At 64.3% G+C, this 15,322-nt stretch carries 17 protein-coding genes; 5 read left to right on the top strand and 12 right to left on the bottom strand.

Going from position 1 to position 15,322, the window contains the following annotated elements:
* Positions 1-73 precede the first annotated feature (73 nt).
* From ASD45_RS20345 to thrC, 3 genes are read right to left on the bottom strand one after another with little or no spacing between them, the layout of a single operon-like run.
* Positions 74-655: a GNAT family protein gene (locus tag ASD45_RS20345; RefSeq protein WP_056913464.1), complete on the bottom strand. Its 582-nt coding sequence runs from the start codon at positions 653-655 to the stop codon at positions 74-76.
* 33 nt (positions 656-688) lie between these two features.
* The gene (locus ASD45_RS20340) at positions 689-1,960 is read right to left on the bottom strand and encodes a pitrilysin family protein (RefSeq protein WP_056913463.1); all 1,272 of its coding nucleotides are present in this window, start codon (positions 1,958-1,960) and stop codon (positions 689-691) included.
* Entirely contained in the window at positions 1,957-3,372 is a 1,416-nt protein-coding gene (gene thrC, locus ASD45_RS20335; protein WP_056913462.1) for a threonine synthase, read from the bottom strand. The genes ASD45_RS20340 and thrC overlap by 4 nt, the downstream gene beginning before the upstream one ends.
* A 226-nt stretch (positions 3,373-3,598) precedes the next feature.
* On the opposite strand from thrC, the gene ASD45_RS20330 reads away from it, so the two are divergent.
* Positions 3,599-3,982, top strand: a complete 384-nt coding sequence (locus tag ASD45_RS20330) for a cupin domain-containing protein (RefSeq protein ID WP_056913641.1) — start codon at positions 3,599-3,601, stop codon at positions 3,980-3,982.
* Between the two features lie 47 nt (positions 3,983-4,029).
* Here the strand turns inward: ASD45_RS20330 and ASD45_RS20325 are convergent, their stop codons facing one another.
* Positions 4,030-4,941, bottom strand: a complete 912-nt coding sequence (locus ASD45_RS20325; RefSeq protein ID WP_082541067.1) for an NAD-dependent epimerase/dehydratase family protein — start codon at positions 4,939-4,941, stop codon at positions 4,030-4,032.
* A gap of 116 nt (positions 4,942-5,057) precedes the next feature.
* Between ASD45_RS20325 and ASD45_RS20320 the strand changes: the two genes are divergently transcribed.
* A complete protein-coding gene (locus ASD45_RS20320) occupies positions 5,058-6,017 on the top strand; it encodes a LysR family transcriptional regulator (RefSeq protein WP_082541066.1) in 960 nt (319 codons plus the stop codon).
* A gap of 167 nt (positions 6,018-6,184) precedes the next feature.
* On the top strand, positions 6,185-7,165 hold the full coding sequence (locus tag ASD45_RS20315; protein WP_056913460.1) for a tripartite tricarboxylate transporter substrate binding protein: 981 nt from the start codon (positions 6,185-6,187) through the stop codon (positions 7,163-7,165).
* A 59-nt stretch (positions 7,166-7,224) separates the two neighbouring features.
* Here the strand turns inward: ASD45_RS20315 and ASD45_RS20310 are convergent, their stop codons facing one another.
* The 8 genes from ASD45_RS20310 to coxB all read right to left on the bottom strand — a co-directional run bounded on the left by ASD45_RS20310 (position 7,225) and on the right by coxB (position 13,688).
* Positions 7,225-7,986 carry an SURF1 family protein gene (locus tag ASD45_RS20310; protein ID WP_056913459.1) on the bottom strand — a complete coding sequence of 254 codons (762 nt, stop codon included), beginning with the start codon at positions 7,984-7,986 and terminating at the stop codon, positions 7,225-7,227.
* A complete protein-coding gene (locus tag ASD45_RS20305) occupies positions 7,983-8,366 on the bottom strand; it encodes a DUF983 domain-containing protein (RefSeq protein ID WP_056913458.1) in 384 nt (127 codons plus the stop codon). Before ASD45_RS20305 ends, ASD45_RS20310 begins: the two co-directional genes overlap by 4 nt.
* Positions 8,367-8,431: 65 nt before the next feature.
* Positions 8,432-9,289, bottom strand: a complete 858-nt coding sequence (locus tag ASD45_RS20300) for a cytochrome c oxidase subunit 3 (protein WP_056913457.1) — start codon at positions 9,287-9,289, stop codon at positions 8,432-8,434.
* Between the two features lie 60 nt (positions 9,290-9,349).
* Positions 9,350-9,958, bottom strand: coding sequence for a cytochrome c oxidase assembly protein (locus ASD45_RS20295; protein WP_056913456.1), 609 nt, complete (start codon positions 9,956-9,958; stop codon positions 9,350-9,352).
* On the bottom strand, positions 9,955-10,134 hold the full coding sequence (locus tag ASD45_RS20290; RefSeq protein WP_056913455.1) for a hypothetical protein: 180 nt from the start codon (positions 10,132-10,134) through the stop codon (positions 9,955-9,957). Before ASD45_RS20290 ends, ASD45_RS20295 begins: the two co-directional genes overlap by 4 nt.
* Before the next feature lie 14 nt (positions 10,135-10,148).
* Positions 10,149-11,129, bottom strand: coding sequence for a heme o synthase (cyoE, locus tag ASD45_RS20285; protein WP_082541065.1), 981 nt, complete (start codon positions 11,127-11,129; stop codon positions 10,149-10,151).
* A 30-nt stretch (positions 11,130-11,159) separates the two neighbouring features.
* Positions 11,160-12,773, bottom strand: a complete 1,614-nt coding sequence (gene ctaD, locus ASD45_RS20280) for a cytochrome c oxidase subunit I (protein ID WP_056913454.1) — start codon at positions 12,771-12,773, stop codon at positions 11,160-11,162.
* Positions 12,774-12,839: 66 nt separating this feature from the next.
* Positions 12,840-13,688, bottom strand: coding sequence for a cytochrome c oxidase subunit II (gene coxB / locus ASD45_RS20275; protein ID WP_056913453.1), 849 nt, complete (start codon positions 13,686-13,688; stop codon positions 12,840-12,842).
* A gap of 558 nt (positions 13,689-14,246) precedes the next feature.
* Between coxB and ASD45_RS20270 the strand changes: the two genes are divergently transcribed.
* Both ASD45_RS20270 and ASD45_RS20265 read left to right on the top strand, forming a co-directional pair.
* Complete coding sequence (locus ASD45_RS20270) at positions 14,247-14,702, top strand: invasion associated locus B family protein (protein ID WP_244485581.1); 456 nt, start codon at positions 14,247-14,249, stop codon at positions 14,700-14,702.
* Positions 14,703-14,766: 64 nt separating this feature from the next.
* On the top strand, positions 14,767-15,315 hold the full coding sequence (locus tag ASD45_RS20265; protein WP_056913451.1) for an asparaginase domain-containing protein: 549 nt from the start codon (positions 14,767-14,769) through the stop codon (positions 15,313-15,315).
* The last annotated feature ends 7 nt before the right edge of the window (positions 15,316-15,322 follow it).

The following is a 15,322-nucleotide window of genomic DNA, read 5'->3' as shown; positions in this document are numbered from 1 at the left end:
TCGGGCTAAAGCCCTGCGCTCTATAGCAAAACAAGCGTGGCGGGCCCAAGGCAAGCGACTTTTGATCGCAGGCTCACGGGTCGTCGGACAGGCGCGCGTAGAGCAAATGGTCCTGCCAGACGCCATTTATGCACAGGTAGCGGCGGGCATAGCCCTCGCGTTGAAATCCGGTCTTCTCGAGGAGCCCGATCGAGGGCGCATTGGTCGGTATACAGGCCGCCTCGACCCGGTGCAGCCGCAGGGCGCCAAAGCTGTGCGCCAGAAGCGCGCGGACCGCCGCGCTCATATAGCCGCGGCGGGCGAACGGCGCGCCGGTCCAGTAGCCGAGGCTGCCGGCTTGGGCGACCCCGCGGCGGATATTGGCGAGGGTCAGCCCGCCGACCAGCGCATGATCGGCGCTCCGAAACACCAGGAAGGCGTAGGCAAGATCGTTGCGCTGATCGTCTTGATAACGCCGCAGCCTGCGGCGGAAGGCGCCACGGCTCAGGTCGTCCGACGGCCAGATCGGCTCCCAGGGGCTCAGAAAAGCCCGGCTCTGCTCGCGAAGTTGGGCCCAGGCGGCAAAGTCCGCGTGCTGCGGCGCGCGCATATAGACGCCCTGCCCGGCGATCACCGGCTCGACATCGTTGAAACCGACGGTGCGGAAAAACGCCATGGTCCCATTCCGCTTGGCCAGCCTGCGCGTCGCTCAGGCGGCCGGACGGACCAAACCTTCGGCAATTGCGGCGGTGCTTTCAAGCCCATTGCCGGGCCCCAGCGCGGCGATGGCGGGACGGCCGCGGGCGATCAGAGCCCGGCCGGCGGCCCGCGCGCTTTCCACGGTCACGGCCTCGACCTTGGCGACGATTTCTTCGAGCGGCACCGGCCGGCCATAGGCCAGCATCTGCCGTGCAATCTGCCCGAGGCGGGCTTCCGAACTCTCCAGCGTCATCAGCAGGCCGGCCTTCATCTGCGCTTTGGCCCGGGCGATTTCCGCGTCGTTGAGCGTTTCGGTCGCGCTCTCGATCTGATCGATCACGACGCGCATCAATTCCGGCGCGTCGGCCTCATCCGTGCCGGCGTAAAGCCCGAACAGCCCCGTGTCGGAATACGGCATGTGGAAGGCCTGGATCGTGTAACAGAGTCCGCGGATCTCGCGCACTTCCTGGAACAGGCGCGAAGACATGCCGCCGCCGAGCACGCTGGTGAAGACCTGCAGGCTGTAAAGCTGCGGGTCCTTCACCGGCACGCCTTCGAGCGCCAACGCGATGTGGACCTGTTCGAGATCGCGCGATTCCACCTTGGTGCCACCGCCGAAACGTGCCGGCTGGTGCGCCGGCGCGTCCGGACCGGCAAAGCTGGCGAAGCGCTTCTCGGCCTCGGCGACGATCTGCTGGTGATCGACGGCGCCGGCCGCCGCGACCAGCATGTTCGGCGCACTGTAATTGCGGTTGAGATAAGCGCGCAGGCTCTTGGCGCTGAACGAACGCACCGTGTCCGGCGTACCGAGGATTGAGCGGCCGATCGGCTGGCCCGGGAACGCGGTTTCCTGCAGGCGGTCGAACACCAGATCGTCCGGCGCATCTTCGGTGGCGCCGATTTCCTGAGTGATGACGTTCTGCTCGCGGCGCAATTCTTCTGGATCGAAGGTCGGCTCGGACAGGATGTCGGCCAGCACGTCGAGCGCCAGCGGCACGTCGGCCTTGAGCACACGGGCGAAATAACCGGTGTTCTCGACGCTGGTCGCGGCGTTGAGATCGCCGCCGACCGCTTCGATGGTCTCCGCGATCTGACGCGCGGTACGCCGCTTGGTGCCCTTGAAGGCCATGTGTTCGAGGAGGTGCGAAATGCCGTGCTCGTCGGGCGCCTCGTCGCGGCTGCCCGCACCGACCCAGACGCCCAGCGAAGCCGACTCAAGATGCGGCATACGGTCAGTCACCACCGACAGGCCGGATGGCAGCTTGGTCACTTCAACGGTCATACGCCAACTCCTTCACGCGCCGCGCGCGACGCGTTCGCCACGAATGTCTCGATCTTGCTTTGGTCAGCCGGCAGCACGGTAAAGCGCTCGGATTTCTTAGGCAGGTCAGAAAGCCAATCTGGGAGCCCGGGGTTCACTCCGCAAGCCGCCTTCACCGCGTCCGGGAACTTGGCCGGATGCGCGGTCGACAGCACCACCATCGGTACCGACGGGTCGCGGGTTTCCTTCTCGGCCACTGCCAGCGCCACCGCGGTGTGCGGATCGACGCAATAGGACGCCTCTTTCATCCAGGCGCGGATTTCGGCGTCGACCTCCTGCTCGTCGGCGCGGTCGGCCGAGAACAGAGCTCGCATTGCCTTGAGCGCATCGCCCGGCACGGTGAAGCGGCCGGATTGCGCCAGCGAGCCCATCAGCGCGTTGACCTTGGCAGCATCGCGGCCGCAGGTTTCGAACAACAGGCGCTCGAAGTTTGAGGACACCTGAATGTCCATCGACGGCGACGACGTCGCCACGACCTTCCGCGTCTCGTAATCGCCGGTGGCGAAGGTGCGGGCCAGGATGTCGTTGACGTTGGTCGCCACGACCAGCCGATCGATCGGCAGGCCCATTTTGCTGGCGACATAACCGGCATAGACGTCGCCGAAATTGCCGGTCGGCACCGTGAAGGCGATCTTGCGATGCGGCGCGCCGAGCGCGACCGCCGACGTGAAGTAATAAACCGCCTGCGCCACCAGTCGCGCCCAGTTGATCGAATTCACACCGGACAGGCGCACACGGTCGCGAAAGGCGTGATGATTGAACATCGCCTTCACCAGCGCCTGGCAATCGTCGAATGTGCCCTCGACGGCGATCGAATGAACGTTGCTGTCGGCCGGCGTCGTCATCATGCGACGCTGGACCTCGGAGATACGGCCGTGCGGATAAAGCGCGACGACATCGACCTGGGCGCGGCCGCGGAACGCTTCGACCGCGGCACCGCCGGTGTCGCCCGAGGTGGCGACGACGATGGTGGTGCGCTCGCCGCGCTTCCTGAGCACGTGATCCATCAGCCGCGCCACGAGCTGCATGGCGAGGTCCTTGAAGGCGAGCGTCGGGCCGTGAAACAGCTCGAGCACGAACAGGTTGTCGCCGAGCTGCACCAGCGGCGCCACGGCCGGATGCCGGAACGTGCCGTAGGCCTCATGGGCGATGCGCGAGAGATCGGCCTCGGCGATGGCGTCGCCGACGAACGGTTTGAGCACCTCGACCGCGATCTCGGCATAGGGCCGGCCGGCGAAGCCGGCGATCGCCGCCGGCGACAAGGTCGGCCAGGTTGTTGGAACGTATAGCCCGCCGTCGCGGGCCAACCCCGCCAGCATTACCTCAACGAAATCGAGCTGGGCCGTCGCGCCCCGGGTGGAGATGTAACGCATTGATATTGTTGACTGTCTCGGAAGGTTTGAATTGCTGACAGCACCCTAGCCTCGGGCTGGGCCGAGCACAAGAAAGCTCGCTCGGGCCCGGGAGCCGCCGGAACATCCGTGCGCGGCCAGCGTCGCAACGCCGCGGGGAATTTTCGTCACAAGCACTGTGCCGGAGCGCCGCTTCGCGCATTGCCCGCCTCTGGCTAAGTTGATCCAGCTTTTTGACGAGGTGCCGATGTCCGCCGATTCATCCAGGTTCAGCGTGTCCTACGCTAAAGACGCGGTGTTCGCGCCGCAGGGCCTGTGGTCGCACTTCGAATATCGCAATCTCGGCATCGCCGAAGCCACCGGTGGCCGGTTCGGCGCTCATGTTATCCGCGCCAAGGAGGCGCGCGAAGGCGGCTTCAAGCGGCACAAGCACGAACTCGATTTTCAGATGATCTACATCCTGCGAGGCTGGTTCAAGATCGAAGCCGGCGGTGAGGTCATCACCGCGAAAGCCGGCGACAGCGTGTGTCAGCCGTCCGGCGTGGCTCATGTCACGATCGCCTGCTCGGACGATCTGGAGCTGATCGAGATCACCTCGCCCGCGGAATTTCCGACGATCGATGTGGCCTGACGTTTTCCGCGCCCGGATTTCGCTTCGCTCCATCCAGGCGAAGCCAGCTAAACTCTCAAAGCTTCGCGATACGAGCCGTGCTCGATGTCGTCGAGCAAGGCGACGCCCTTCGGCTTCCAGTCGAGCATCCTGCGCGCCTTGAGCGCGCTGACCCGGCTGTTCGACGCGAAGGTGGCGTGCGCGGAGATACCCCACTCCTTCAACGCTTCCGCCATCGGCCAACTTTCGGTCTTGCCGCCATAGCCGAGCAAGCGACTGATCGCCTGGGCCACCGCGCGCATGCTGCACTCGCCATTCTCGGCATAGAACAAGGAGCCGGCCGGCGCCTTCTCCAGAAGGGCCAGATAGAGATCCGCCACGTCGTCGATATGGACGTTCGACCAGATGTTCTCGCCCGCGCCGATATGCAGCGCCTTGCCCTTGCTGATGGCAAGGTCGAGCATGCGCGGAACCTGGACGCTGTTCTTATGCAGTCCAAGGCCCGTGCCGTAGATGAGCGTCGGCCGGATGACGCAGGTGCGCACGCCGCGTTGCCCGTAGGACAACACGAGTTGTTCCACCGCGAGACGGCCCTGCCGCTCCGGCAGCGTCCGGTACGGCGTATCCTCATGAAAAACGAGATTGCTGCCGTTGCCGCCGGCGCGATCGGCGATGATGCTTGAGCCGCTGGTATGGATGAAGGACTTCCCGGTTCCTTCGAGGACCGGGAGAATGGCCTCGACGGCGAATGGATCGTCGGCATTGGCGGCGTTGATCACTGCATCGACGCCGCGTGCGGCCTCCGCGAGCAGGTCGAGGCTGATCAGCGATCCGACCAGGGGCTCAATGCCGAGCGCCTTGAGCCGCGCCGCGCCATCGTCGCTGCGCGTCAGCCCCACGATTTCATGGCCCGCGGCCATCAGCTTTGCCGCCACCGAACCGCCGATATACCCCGTCGCACCCGTCACCAGTATCTTCATCCGTGAAGCCCTCTCCATCCGTCGGCCACTTACACCCGTAGGCCATATCATTGATGGGGCGGAGAAAGCGGCATAGGATTTATGATTGCTGGTCACAGAACAGGAGCCAGGCGGCAATGGCCGACAAATCGGGGGAAATGGAGTTCTTCGTCCGCGCCGTGGCCCTTGGCAGCTTCTCGAATGCGGCCCGCACGCTGCTCGTCACGCCCTCGGCCGTCAGCAAGGCGATCGGGCGCCTGGAGGACCGGCTCGGCGTGCAACTGCTCGACCGTTCCACCCGCAGCATTCGCCTCACCGCCGAAGGTCAGGTTTATTACCGCGAATGCCTGCGTCTCACCGATGAGATCGACGAATTGGAACGCACGCTGGCATCGCGCCGCAGCGTTCCGCACGGGCGACTGCGCGTGAACTCGTCAGTGTCGATTGCGCGCCAGCATCTCCTGCCGATCCTGCCGAAGTTTCTTGAACGCTACCCGGAAATCGAGGTCGATCTGTCCCTGTCCGACGAAGTCGTGGATCTGGTCAGCGGCCAAGCCGACGTTGCAGTTCGCATCGGGCCGCTGCAGGACTCTTCGCTGCGGGCCCGCAAGGTTCTCGATTTTCGCCGTATCGTGGTCGCCTCGCCGGCCTACCTCGCGCGGCACCCGGCGCCGCGCACCCCGGCCGATCTCGCAACGCACAATTGCCTCGGCTTCAATATCAAGGCGAGCCTGAACGAATGGCCGTTCATCGAGAACGGGCGCTCGTTCGTACAGCCGGTGTCAGGAAATTTCCGGGCCAACAATGGTGATACCTTGCGCGAATCCGTGCTGGCCGGCATCGGCATTGCCCGGCTCGGCAGTTTCATGGTCGACGGCGATATCAGCGCCGGGCGGCTGATTCCGTTGCTCGAAGAATTCCACCCCAATGACACGCTGAGTGTCTTCGCCGTGTTCTTCCGGCAGAAGTACATGCCTGCGCGCATCCGTTGCTTCGTCGATTTCCTGATCGACGGGCTTGGCCACATCTCGGCGTCCGAAGTCCAGTCCGTTGCCCGCCACAACGAACAGACGATGTCACCATCGCCAGTGGCCTGATCTGCCGCTTACCGGCGGCGGCGCGCGCCGGCCGATCTGTTCCCCATTGGCAAAGATGCTGTGACCGTCAGGCTTTCGGGCGGCTGTTACACTACCACCCACGCCGGCCGTCGCGCAGACGGCGGTTTGCAAAGACAAAATAACAAATCTTGCAAGGTGAGGGACAGATGCGTCAGGGATGGAAAGCTTGGTTCGGCGGGCTCGCAGCGCTCGCATTGATGATCACAGGGTCGGCGATGCCGGCCGCGGCAGCGTTTCCCGAACGTCCGATCACGCTGATCGTGCCATGGGCCGCCGGCGGCGGCACCGACGCGGTTGCCAGAATGATTGCGGCCCTGCTCGAGAAGGACTTCGGGCAACCGATCAATGTGGTCAACCGCACCGGCGGCAGCGGAGTCGTCGGCCATCAAGCGATCGCGACGTCGAAACCCGACGGCTACACGATCGGCTTGATCACGCTCGAAATCAACATGATGCATTGGGTCGGGCTGACCGATCTCGACTACAAAGCCTTCACGCCGCTGGCGCTGATGAACACCGATCCGGCTGCGATCCACGTCAAGTCCGACTCCAAGTACAAGACAATCAGCGAGCTTCTCGACGACATCAAGGCCAACCCGAACAAGTTCAAGGCCTCCGGCACCGGCCAAGGCGGCAGCTGGCATCTGGCGCTCGGCGGGCTATTGAAGTCGAAAGGCATTGACCCGAAGAATGTCGGCTGGGTGCCGTCGACCGGCGCGGCAACCGCGTTGACGGACCTCGCCGGCGGCGGGATCGACTTCGTTTCATGCTCGCTGCCGGAAGCGGAAAGTCTGACCAAAGCAGGACGCGTCCGCACGCTTGTCTATATGGACAGCAAGCGGTCGAAGGTGGCTCCCGATATTCCGACCGTGAAAGAAGCTACCGGTTCTGATTGGACCATGGTGCTGTGGCGCGCGATGGCGGCCCCGAAAGGTCTCCCGGCCGACATCACCGCGAAGTACGAGGCGGCATTCAAACGTATTTATGACGGCAAGGAGTATCAGGACTTCATGGCCAACCGCGGCTTCGGCGCGGTCTGGGGCGGGTCGGCCGAATTGAGCACCTTCCTGGCCAAGAATGACAAGGAGCTCGGCGAGAGTCTCAAGGATCTCGGGCTGGCGAAGTAATCGCCATCAGCCAGTCATGACCGCTATGGGCCGGACGCCAACGTCCGGCCCATTTGCGTTCAGCGCTCGGTGCGCCGCCGCAGACGGCCGGTGAGCCACACCGTGTAAACGCCGATCAGCGCCAGCGCGAGACCGTACCAGGTGAGTGCATACTGCCAGTGGTTGTTCGGGAGATTCACTTCGATCTTGCCCGGCTTCGGTAGGCCGCCCGGCGGCGGCGGCGCTTCCTGATCAATGTAGAACGGCGCATCGAGCTTCCAACCGTGCGCGGCCGACATGGCGTTGAGATCGCGGGTGAAGAACAGGTTGGCTTTGACGTCATCGGTCGGCGCGAACAGGCCATGCGCCTCCGGCCAGCGCATGTAGCCGACAATGTCGACCGGACCGCCCGGCGTAACTTGCGCACGCGCCGCCGAATCCTTGCGGGGGGTGGGGACGAAGCCGCGGTTGACTAGCAACACACCACCATCGGCGAGGCGCGCCGGAGCAAAAACCCAGTAGCCCTGGTCGGTAACGTCCGGCCGGAGCGACGATCCGGCGGTATAGACGAAGGCTTCGCCGGGCAGGAATGTCCCCGTGAACCTCACATGGGCATATTCGCGCTCGCTTTCGCTCGCAGTCGGCCACTGCGCCCGTGGCAAGAGCGGCTGCGGCGGCTGGGTGATACGCGCGGTTACCGTGGCAATCAGGGTTTCCTTCCAGGCCTTGCGCTGCAACTGCCAGGTGCCGAGCCCGAGCAGCAGCGCCAGCCCCAGAGCGGCAGCAATGCTGGCGGTGACAACGCCGCGCACGCCGACACCTGTATCCTTCGCCGCGGTCACGCGTCGCCCTTGCGCTGCAGTTGGCCGGGCGCCGCCTTGTGGTGGTATTGCAGGGCGATCAGCAGCCCCTTGAGCATGCGCAGGGGGGCGAGCGTGACGATGAGGATCAACGGCACCCACAGCACCGCGTGCACCCAGTACGGCGGCTGATACACCACCTCGGTGAACAGCGCGGCGAGTACCACCAGCGCGCCGCCGATGAGGATGACGAATACCGCCGGGCCGTCACCGGCGTCGGCGAACGAATAATCGAGCCCGCATTTGTTGCAGGCCGGGCGCAGTGTCAGGAAGCCGTCGAACAGCTTGCCTTCGCCGCAGCGAGGGCAGCGGCCGAGCAGGCCGCGCTTGATCGGCAGAGCGGTCGAGCCAGCTTCGGACATAAAGATACCTCCAAACAAAAAGGGCGGCGTTGCCGCCGCCCCTTTGCAACATCAATACGGCGGCTTTAGTGCGCGGCCGCGGCGGCGTGTTCGGCACCCGAGCCCCACACATAGATGCAGGCGAACAGGAACAGCCAGACCACGTCGACGAAGTGCCAGTACCAGGCGGCGAATTCGAAGCCGAGGTGCTGGGTCGGCGTGAAGTGACCGCGGAGCGTGCGCACCAGGCAGACGATCAGGAAGATCGTGCCGATGATGACATGCGCGCCATGGAAGCCGGTCGCCATGAAGAAGGCGGCGCCGTACATGTTGCCGCTGAAGGCGAAGGCGGCGTGCGAGTATTCGAAGGCCTGCACGCAAGTGAAAATCATGCCGAGGCCGATGGTGAGGATCAAACCCCACTTCAGACCCTGCCGATCGTTCTCCAGCAGCGCGTGGTGCGCCCAGGTCACCGTGGTGCCCGAGGTCAGCAGGATCAGCGTGTTGAGGAGAGGCAGGTGCCACGGGTCGAAGGTCTCGATGCCCTTAGGCGGCCAGACGCCGCCGGTGAAGGCGACGCGGGCGACTTCATGCGCCTCGCCGGGGAACAGCGCGGTGTTGAAGTAGGCCCAGAACCAGGCGACGAAGAACATCACCTCGGAGGCAATGAACAGGATCATGCCGTAGCGGTGCGAGATCTGCACGACGCGGGTGTGGAAGCCACCAAACTCCGCCTCACGGATCACGTCACGCCACCAGCCGACGAAGGTGTAGAGCACCAGCAGCACGCCGAGGCCGAACACCAGCGGCGCCGCGGAATACAGGTGGTGCATCCAGCTGACGGCGCCGAACGCCATCACGAAGGCGGCGACCGAGCCGACCGCCGGCCACGGGCTCGGATCGACCAGGTGGTAGTCGTGATGCTTTGCGTGTGCCTCGGCCATTATCGTCTCCGTTCGAGTCGGTCGGTTTGCAACGGGCGCCGAGGCGCCCCCCAGTTCCAGTTACAGCTTTTTCGATGTCTTCGGTTCCGCATCCGCTACCGGCTTCTGCGGCGCGTCCACGGGGAAGAAGGTATAGGAAAGAGTGATGGTGTTCAGCGGGTCCTGGTCCGAATCCTTCACGAGCGAAGGATCGACATAGAACACCACCGCCATGTCACGCGTTTCGCCGGGCTTCATGGTCTGCTCGGTGAAACAGAAGCAGTTGATCTTGTGAAAGTAGAGCCCGACGGTCGGCGGCGTCACGTTGTAGCCCGCCTGCGCGGTGATCTCGCGCGCGGCCATGTTGATGACCTTGTAATAGACGGTCTTGACCTCGCCGATGCGCACCTGGACCGTGTTCTGCTCCGGCACGAAGCGCCACGGCAGGCCGGGCGCGACGTTCGAATCGAAACGGACGGTCAGGGTGCGGTCGAGGACCTGGCCCGGCGCGGCCTCGGACACCTGGGTGGTCCCGCCAAAGCCAGTGGTGCGGCAGAACCAGTTGTAGAGCGGCACCGAGGCGAAGGCGGCGCCGACCATGCCGGCGACGACGACGCCGCAGGTCGCGGCAATGATGGTGTCGCGCTTGACCTTGCGCGGAGCGGGCGCGGTGTTCTTCGTGTCCGTCATATCGGTCGCACCAGAACGGCCGGACCCTTCACCAGGGTCATGATGAAGAACAGGATGACAAGCGCGGCAAGCGCCAGGGCGATCGCGATCGAACGCGAGCGCTGAGCCCGCTTCTGCGCGTCGGTGAGGACGATGCCGCCCAGATTTGGGCTCTCGCGATCCTGTTTGTCATCCATGGTCATCTCCGCACTCACGCGGCCACCCTAGCGATGAGCCCGCCCCAGCCGCGATCAACCAGCAGCACCGCGTAGAGCAGAAACAAGTAGAGGATCGAGAAGGCGAAGAGATGCCGGCACGCCCGGTCGGCCGGCGAGGCTTCGCGATAGACCTGGACAGCGAGCAGCACCATACCGGCGCCCATTGCCAGCGCCACAGCGCCGTAGAGGACGCTGGTGTAGCCGAGCAGCCATGGCGCCACGCCGAGCGGAACGAGGATCAGCGTATAGAGCAGGATCTGCAGGCGGGTATGGGCGTCGCCGGCGACATTCGGCAGCATTGGCACGCCGGCGCGGCCATAGTCGCTCTTCTTGTAGATCGCCAGCGCCCAGAAGTGCGGCGGCGTCCAGAAGAAGATGATGGCGAAGAGCAGCAGCGACTCGAGCGATACCGAGCCGGTGACGGCGGCCCAGCCGATCATCGGCGGAAAGGCGCCGGCGGCGCCGCCGATGACGATGTTCTGCGGCGTCGAGCGCTTCAGCCACATCGTGTAGATGACGGCGTAGAAGAAGATGGTGAAGGCGAGCAGCGCCGCCGACAGCAGGTTGACCATCAGTCCGAGCACGACGACGGCGAACACCGACAGCGTCAGGCCGAAGCCGAGCGCCTCGCCAGGACGCACGCGTCCCGACGGCACCGGACGACGCTGGGTGCGCGTCATCAACGCGTCGATGTCGGCGTCGAACCACATGTTCAGCGCGCCGGAAGCGCCCGCGCCGACCGCGATGCACAGCAGCGCGGTGAAGGCCTCGAACGGATGGATCGATCCGGGAGCGACGGCGAGACCGACCAGCGCCGTGAACACCACGAGCGACATGACTCGCGGCTTCAGCAGCGCGATGTAATCGCCCACCTCGGCGTTGCTCGGCTCGTAGAGGCCCGGCTCATAACCTGTCGGTTGGATGAGCCGCGCCCCGCCGGGGCCGACATTTGCGCCTTCGCTGATGAGCGACATTGCTCGTTTACGCCCTTCTCAATCCGCGCATCACTTGATGCGCGGCAGGACCTCGAATTGATGGAACGGCGGCGGCGAGGACAGGGTCCACTCCAGCGTCGTCGCACCCTCGCCCCACGGATTGGCGGCTGCCACGCGCTTCTTCATGAAGGCTTCGGCCATACCGATGAAGAAGATCACGAGACCGACGGCCGCGATGTACGAACCGTAGGACGAGACCTCGTTCCAGCCGTGGAACGCATCCGGATAGTCGACGGTGCGGCGCGGCATGCCGGCGAGGCCGAGGAAGTGCTGCGGGAAGAAGATGACGTTGACGCCGATGAAGGTGACCCAGAAATGGGCCTTGGCGATCGTCTCGTTGTACATGTAGCCGGTAATCTTCGGGAACCAGTAGTACCAGCCTGCGAAGATCGCGAACACGGCGCCGAGCGACAGCACGTAGTGGAAGTGCGCGATGACGTAGTAGGTGTCGTGCAGCACACGGTCGACACCCGCGTTCGACAGCACCACGCCGGTCACGCCGCCGACGGTGAACAGGAAGATGAAGCCCACGGCCCATAGCATGGGCGTGCGGAATTCGATCGAACCGCCCCACATCGTCGCGATCCACGAGAAGATCTTCACGCCGGTCGGCACCGCGATGACCATGGTCGCCGCGATGAAGTAGGCCTGCGCGCCGGTCGACAGACCGACCGTGTACATGTGGTGCGCCCAGACGATGAAGCCGATGCCGCCGATCGCGACCATGGCGTAGGCCATGCCGAGATAGCCGAACACGGGCTTCTTCGAGAAGGTCGAGACGATCTGCGAGATCATGCCGAAGCCGGGCAGGATCAGGATGTACACTTCGGGGTGACCGAAGAACCAGAACAAGTGCTGGAACAGCAGCGGATCGCCGCCGCCTTCGGGCGAGAAGAAGGTGGTGCCGAAGTTGCGGTCGGTGAGCAGCATGGTGATGCCGCCGGCCAGAACCGGCAGCGACAGCAGCAGCAGGAACACGGTCACCAGGATCGACCAGACGAACAGCGGCATCTTGTGCAGAGTCATGCCCGGCGCGCGCATGTTGAAGATCGTGGTGATGAAGTTGATGGCGCCGAGGATCGACGACGCGCCGGCGATGTGCAGCGACAGGATGACGAAGTCCACCGCCGGGCCCGGATGGCCGGAGGTCGAGAGCGGCGCGTAGATGGTCCAGCCGGTGCCGGCGCCCATCGAGCCGGGTTCGCCTTCGACGAACAGCGAGCACAGCAGCAGCGCGAACGAAGCCGGCAGCAGCCAGAACGAGATGTTGTTCATGCGCGGGAACGCCATGTCTGGCGCGCCGATCATCAGCGGCACGAACCAGTTGCCGAAGCCGCCGATCATGGCCGGCATGACCATGAAGAAGATCATGATCAGACCGTGCGAGGTCGCGAACACGTTGTATTCGTGCGGGGTCGAGAAGATCTGGAGCCCCGGGTTCTGCAGTTCGAGGCGGATGCCGATCGAGAGGGCGAAGCCGATCACGCCCGCGATCATCGCGAACACGAGGTACATCGTGCCGATGTCCTTGTGGTTCGTCGAATAGACGTAACGGCGCCACCCGGTCGGGTGGGCGTGTTCATGAGCATCGTGCGCGCCGTGTGCTGCTACGTTCTCGGCCATTGTTCAGATTCCTTCGACCCTGATTTCCATTGTCGCCCGCGGATTATATTGCGATTCCGCTATGTGTCACTGCGCGCCGGCGGACTCCACCGCGGCGACGGCGTTTTTCGGCGCGTCGTCGCTGGTGGCAAATTTCTTCTTCGCGGCCTCGAGCCAGGCCGCATAGTCCTTCTCGTTCATGACCTGGACGGCAATCGGCATGAAGGCGTGATCGCGGCCGCAGAGCTGCGAGCACTGGCCGTAGTACATGCCTTCGCGCTCGGCCTTGAACCAGGTTTCATTGAGGCGGCCCGGAATGGCGTCGATCTTCACGCCGAAGGACGGAACGGCCCAGGAGTGGATGACGTCGGCCCCGGTGGTGATGACGCGGACCACCTTGTTGACTGGCACGACCATGGTGTTGTCGACGGCCAGCAGGCGCGGCTCATCGCCCTTGAGGTCCTTGGCCTGCTTCATCAGCGAGTCGAACTCGATCTTGGCGTCCGGGTAGGTGTAGGTCCAGAACCACTGCTTGCCGGTGGCCTTCACGGTCACTTCGGCCGCCGGCACCTTGAGCTGGTAGAACAGCAGGCGGAACGACGGCACGGCGATCGCCACCAGGATGAGGACCGGAACCACGGTCCAGACCACTTCGATCATGGTGTTGTGCGTGGTGCGCGAGGGTACCGGGTTCGACTTGGCGTTGAACTTCAGGATGATGATGACGAGCAGCGCCAGGACGAACACGACGATGATCGCGATGACCCAGAGCAGGAAGTTGTGGAACCAGACGACGTCTTCCATCACCGGAGTGGCGGCGGCCTGAAGGCCAACTTCCCACGGGTGCGGCTGGCCGGTGGCCGCGAAAGCGGTACCAGCAAAGAGAATAGCCATGCTTGAGGCCAGGAAAGCGATCAACCGCTTGAGCACCAGCATTTTCTTATGCGCTCCTCGACGAGAAAAACGGCCCTTGCGCAGGCCCCTTCTTTGGCCCCCTGGTCGCCGCTCGCTCGTTTTCGGACGGACGGCAGCCCTCACGGCATTTGGGGCCACGGGCGTGGCCGGTTTTGCTATGCAGTGAGCCGGGGGGTACCCCGGCTTCTCAAACCACAATTCCGTGCCAGCCGCAATCCGCCTCATTAGAACACTTCTGCGATAGAAGGCTTATCCTCAAACCCTTGCAGAATGCCGTATTTCCGCCAAGGCAAAGGCGTTCACGGAGGGCGAATACGGCCGGTTTACCTCGCCGTCCCGGGCCACACGCCGGCGCGTGGCAGGCATGACTGGAATCGACCGTCTACAATGGCCGCGGGCTGGTGATTCGGAACACCGGTTGCTCCCGGCGGCCGCGACAGGTTTGCACTAAAGGATTGAACGATGAGCAATTTCAGGCACCGCTGGCAGGCGGACCGGGTCCCTGGCGGCAACTGCCCGACCGTTCGGCGTGGTATCAGTGGAATTTTCCTCGCCACGGCGCTCGCTTTTGCGCTCGCCATGGCTGGCGCCGGCCCCGCCCTCGCCCAGGGCGCGGTCAAGTCCGTTCATAAGGACTGGCAGATTCGCTGCGACACGCCGCCCGGCGCCAAATCCGAGCAGTGCGCGCTGATCCAGAGCGTCACCGCCGAGGATCGCGCCAATGTCGGCCTGACGGTAATCGTGCTCAAAACCGCCGATCAGAAGAGCAAATTGATGCGCGTCGTAGCGCCGCTCGGTGTGCTCCTGCCCTCCGGCCTCGGCCTCAAGATCGACAATGCCGATATCGGCCGTGCCGGCTTCGTGCGCTGCCTGCCCAATGGCTGCATCGCCGAGGTGGTGATGGACGACGAACTGCTGAAGAAGCTGAGGACCGCCAAGACCGCGACCTTCATCATCTATCAGACGCCCGAGGAAGGCATCGGCTTCCCGATGTCGCTCGCCGGCTTCGGCGAAGGCTACGACAAGCTGCCTTGATCTTTCGACGCGTTTTCGTCACGCGAACCGGCATCCACTTCGCTGGAAAACGCTATAGGGCGCCATGGCCAAGGACCTGCTGATTCTCACCACCGGCGGCACCTTCGACAAGCGCTATCCGGAGGGCCAGTGGGTGACGGAGTTCACCTTCCCGCCCGGGCAGGAATCGGCCGTCACCGAGATTCTCAAGCGCGGCCGCATCGATCCGGACAGCATCGCCTGCGAGTGGCTGTTCGCCGAGGACTCGACCCGGATCACGGATGCGCAGCGCGACATCATCGCCAACCGCTGCGCCACGGCGACGCAGAGCCGCATCGTCGTGACCCACGGCACCGACACCATGACGCGGCGCATCGACCCGGCGACCGGTCAGGTCGCGACCACGCCGAACACCGCTCAGACCATCGCCGCGCGCAAGCTGAACAAGACCATCGTGCTGACCGGCGCGGCGCAGCCGGCGGTGCTGCGCGACTCGGACACCGACTTCAATCTCGGCCTTGCCATCGGCGCGGCGCTGATCGCGCCGGCCGGCGTCTATGTCGCCATGAATGGTCTGGTTGCCCCCTGGGACCAGGTCGTCAAGAATGTCGACGGCAGCTTCCGCCGCTTGTGAGTGAAGG

The organism is Pseudolabrys sp. Root1462, from assembly GCF_001426945.1.
GTDB lineage: Bacteria > Pseudomonadota > Alphaproteobacteria > Rhizobiales > Xanthobacteraceae > Pseudolabrys.
The sequence above is the reverse complement of the archived record's forward strand: the minus strand, read 5'-3'. Positions and strand labels throughout refer to the sequence as shown.

Excerpts from the sequence above, each read along its gene's own strand:
- ASD45_RS20345 (WP_056913464.1), bottom strand. The coding sequence starts at position 655 with ATGGCGTTTTTCCGCACCGTCGGTTTCAACGATGTCGAGCCGGTGATC.
- ASD45_RS20305 (WP_056913458.1), bottom strand. The coding sequence starts at position 8,366 with ATGTCCGAAGCTGGCTCGACCGCTCTGCCGATCAAGCGCGGCCTGCTC.
- ASD45_RS20300 (WP_056913457.1), bottom strand. The coding sequence starts at position 9,289 with ATGGCCGAGGCACACGCAAAGCATCACGACTACCACCTGGTCGATCCG.
- thrC (WP_056913462.1), bottom strand. The coding sequence starts at position 3,372 with ATGCGTTACATCTCCACCCGGGGCGCGACGGCCCAGCTCGATTTCGTT.
- ASD45_RS20315 (WP_056913460.1), top strand. The coding sequence starts at position 6,185 with ATGCGTCAGGGATGGAAAGCTTGGTTCGGCGGGCTCGCAGCGCTCGCA.
- coxB (WP_056913453.1), bottom strand. The coding sequence starts at position 13,688 with ATGCTGGTGCTCAAGCGGTTGATCGCTTTCCTGGCCTCAAGCATGGCT.
- cyoE (WP_082541065.1), bottom strand. The coding sequence starts at position 11,129 with ATGTCGCTCATCAGCGAAGGCGCAAATGTCGGCCCCGGCGGGGCGCGG.
- ASD45_RS20270 (WP_244485581.1), top strand. The coding sequence starts at position 14,247 with ATGGCTGGCGCCGGCCCCGCCCTCGCCCAGGGCGCGGTCAAGTCCGTT.
- ASD45_RS20265 (WP_056913451.1), top strand. The coding sequence starts at position 14,767 with ATGGCCAAGGACCTGCTGATTCTCACCACCGGCGGCACCTTCGACAAG.
- ASD45_RS20325 (WP_082541067.1), bottom strand. The coding sequence starts at position 4,941 with ATGAAGATACTGGTGACGGGTGCGACGGGGTATATCGGCGGTTCGGTG.
- ASD45_RS20330 (WP_056913641.1), top strand. The coding sequence starts at position 3,599 with ATGTCCGCCGATTCATCCAGGTTCAGCGTGTCCTACGCTAAAGACGCG.
- ctaD (WP_056913454.1), bottom strand. The coding sequence starts at position 12,773 with ATGGCCGAGAACGTAGCAGCACACGGCGCGCACGATGCTCATGAACAC.
- ASD45_RS20340 (WP_056913463.1), bottom strand. The coding sequence starts at position 1,960 with ATGACCGTTGAAGTGACCAAGCTGCCATCCGGCCTGTCGGTGGTGACT.
- ASD45_RS20290 (WP_056913455.1), bottom strand. The coding sequence starts at position 10,134 with ATGGATGACAAACAGGATCGCGAGAGCCCAAATCTGGGCGGCATCGTC.
- ASD45_RS20320 (WP_082541066.1), top strand. The coding sequence starts at position 5,058 with ATGGCCGACAAATCGGGGGAAATGGAGTTCTTCGTCCGCGCCGTGGCC.
- ASD45_RS20295 (WP_056913456.1), bottom strand. The coding sequence starts at position 9,958 with ATGACGGACACGAAGAACACCGCGCCCGCTCCGCGCAAGGTCAAGCGC.